This is a genomic window from Natrinema soli (assembly GCF_028618695.1).
Map to the genome: position 1 here is coordinate 1 of NZ_JAQIVI010000399.1, position 2,284 is coordinate 2,284.

General features: G+C 66.5%; 3 protein-coding genes. 1 reads left to right on the plus strand and 2 read right to left on the minus strand.

The annotated features are described in order from the left end of the window. Both PGX04_RS22030 and PGX04_RS22035 read right to left on the minus strand, forming a co-directional pair. The coding region (locus PGX04_RS22030) for an AMP-binding protein (protein WP_273740460.1) at positions 1-455 on the minus strand (455 nt) is incomplete at its 3' end. Between the two features lie 130 nt (positions 456-585). Then, the gene (locus PGX04_RS22035) at positions 586-1,359 is read right to left on the minus strand and encodes an SDR family NAD(P)-dependent oxidoreductase (protein WP_273740461.1); all 774 of its coding nucleotides are present in this window, start codon (positions 1,357-1,359) and stop codon (positions 586-588) included. 566 nt (positions 1,360-1,925) lie between these two features. On the opposite strand from PGX04_RS22035, the gene PGX04_RS22040 reads away from it, so the two are divergent. Then, positions 1,926-2,284 (plus strand): FAS1-like dehydratase domain-containing protein (locus tag PGX04_RS22040; RefSeq protein ID WP_273740462.1); only part of this gene is annotated, 359 nt, incomplete at its 3' end.

Here is a 2,284-nt window from a genome sequence, read left to right on the forward strand (position 1 = left end):
AGCGAGGGGTGGTCATCCGCAGCCGTCGCGCTGACGATTGCGGTATCGAGGGCCGCGACGGCCTCGCGGACGTAGTCGTCCGCGTCGCCCTCGATCAGAACGGCGTCGGCGTCTGCGTGCTCGAGCTGGTACTCGATCTCGCGACGGCGATACTCGGGGTTCAGCGGGCTCGCGACGACGCCGGCGTGACAACAGGCCCAGACGACCGTACAGAAGGGGATTCCGTTGGGCATGTAGATGCCGACCCGATCGCCGGCCTCGAGGCCGAGTTCCCGGAGACCGTCGGCGAAGCGCGCGACCCGGTCGCCGAACTCGCGGTAGGTGACCGTCTCGCCGGCGTGTTCGATCGCGATCTCGTCGGGGTGCTCCGCCACCGCTCGCTCCAGCAAGTTCGCGACGTTCCCGTCGTAGGGCGGCTCCAAAAGCGCGTCCGCGGAGACGATATCGAGCTCCATGTTGCCCGTGGTTTGTCGTTCGACCGGAAAAGTGTACGGGTACTGGTAACATGGTTCTCGTTTCGGTCCACCGCACGCGTCGGCCGGCGTCGCAGCCATCGAATCGGAGACGCTCGAGGGAACCGCCGCGCTACTCGCCGAGGCGGGGAATCCCCTTGATTTCGATCGTCTCGCCGACCATGTAGGAGGCGGCGGGGCTGGCGAGGAACTGCGCGAGGTCGGCGACCTCCTCGGGTTTGCCGATCGTCCGATCGGGAGTGGTGCGGGCGATCTCCGCGGCGTCGTCCTCGACGCCCATCTGGGTGCGGACGCCCTCGGTGGCGACCAGACCGGGTGCGATGCAGTTGACCCAGATGCCGTCCTCGGCCCAGTCGGCCGCGGACGAGGTGGTGAAGTTGACGACGCCGGCCTTGGCCGCGCCGTAGTGGCTCATCGTCTTCGAGCCACGGGTGCCCGCGACGCTGGCGAAGTTGACGATTCGGCCGCCGCCGTTGTCGCGCATGTACTCGACGGCGAGTTGCGAGCAGTGGAAGGTGCCGTGGAGATTGATGTCGACGATGGTCTTCCAGCCGTTCTCGCTGATCTCCGACAGCGGGGCCTGGAAGCTCGCCCCCGCGTTGTTGATCAGGATATCGAGGCCGCCGAACTCGTCGACCGTCTCGTCGATCAGGTCTTGAACCGCGTCGCGCTCCGTCACGTCGCACTCGATCGCGATCGCCTCGCCAGGCCGCTCGCTCTCGTTGATCGCCCCCGCCACCGGCTCGACGTTCTCGAGCTCCCGCGACGTGACGACGACGTTCGCGCCGTCGTCGGCGAAACGCTCGACGATCGTTTTCCCGATGCCGCTCGAGGAGCCGGTGACGATCGCCGTCTGCCCCGCGACGCTGAACTGGTCGGTCGTCATCGCCGCCCCTCCGCGCTCGCGGCGGTCCCGACAGCCGATACTCCTGCTCTACGGGTGACAGTGTCTGTCATTCGCGTCTACGGGTTCATCGACGGTCATTATAAGCTATTCGACCGCTCTGAAACGGAGCGCTCAAGTCGACCAATGGTGGCGGAGTCAGCCAGTGGTGGCGGAGTCGAGCGACACCCGATCGGCCTTACCGCGTGCGGTCGGCGCACGCTGGGTCGCGGTTTGCCATCGGCGAACCGCGGCCCGAAGCCGTGCGAGGGATGGAGTGAACGACCGCAGGGAGTGAACGAATCGGCTGGGGAGGACGTGGAGAACCCTCGTGTTCGCGTGAGCAGGACACTCGATCGCCCCCGAAGCGATTACTAATCGAAACCGAACTACCCACACGATGTTCAGTGCCGAGCAAAGCGGGTTCCGGGAGAGGTACTGTTATGCCAGTCGTCCCCAAACCGTTGTGGCAATGCAAGGCGGAGACGGACCCGACCGACGGCGCAGGACGACCGAACGACCGGTGATCGCGACCGCGCGGCCGACCAACAATACCGCGGAGGGCCACCATGCCGAATAGGGCGATCGAGGAACTCGAGGCGATGGTCGGTGACTCCCGAGTCACGGTCGAGGAGTTCCGCATCGAACCCGGCAAGGTCGAGGAGTTCGCGCGCGCGATCACGGCCGAAGACCCCCTCTTCCGCGACGAAACGGCAGCAGCAGAACGCGGCTACGACCGCGTGCCCGCGCCGCTGATCTACAGCCAGGTCGGTCGCTTCCCGCGGTACACCCCCGCCGACGTCGACGGCAAGGGCTTCGATCTCGCCTTCCAGCCGGAGTACGTCATCCACGGCGAGCAGGCCCACGAGTACGAACGCCCCATCTACGTCGGCGACGTCCTCGAGGGGACGACCACCCTCGCGGACGT

What these genes read in the sequence shown, in the direction of transcription:
- PGX04_RS22035 (WP_273740461.1), bottom strand. Translation starts at nt 1,359, where the DNA reads ATGACGACCGACCAGTTCAGCGTCGCGGGGCAGACGGCGATCGTCACC.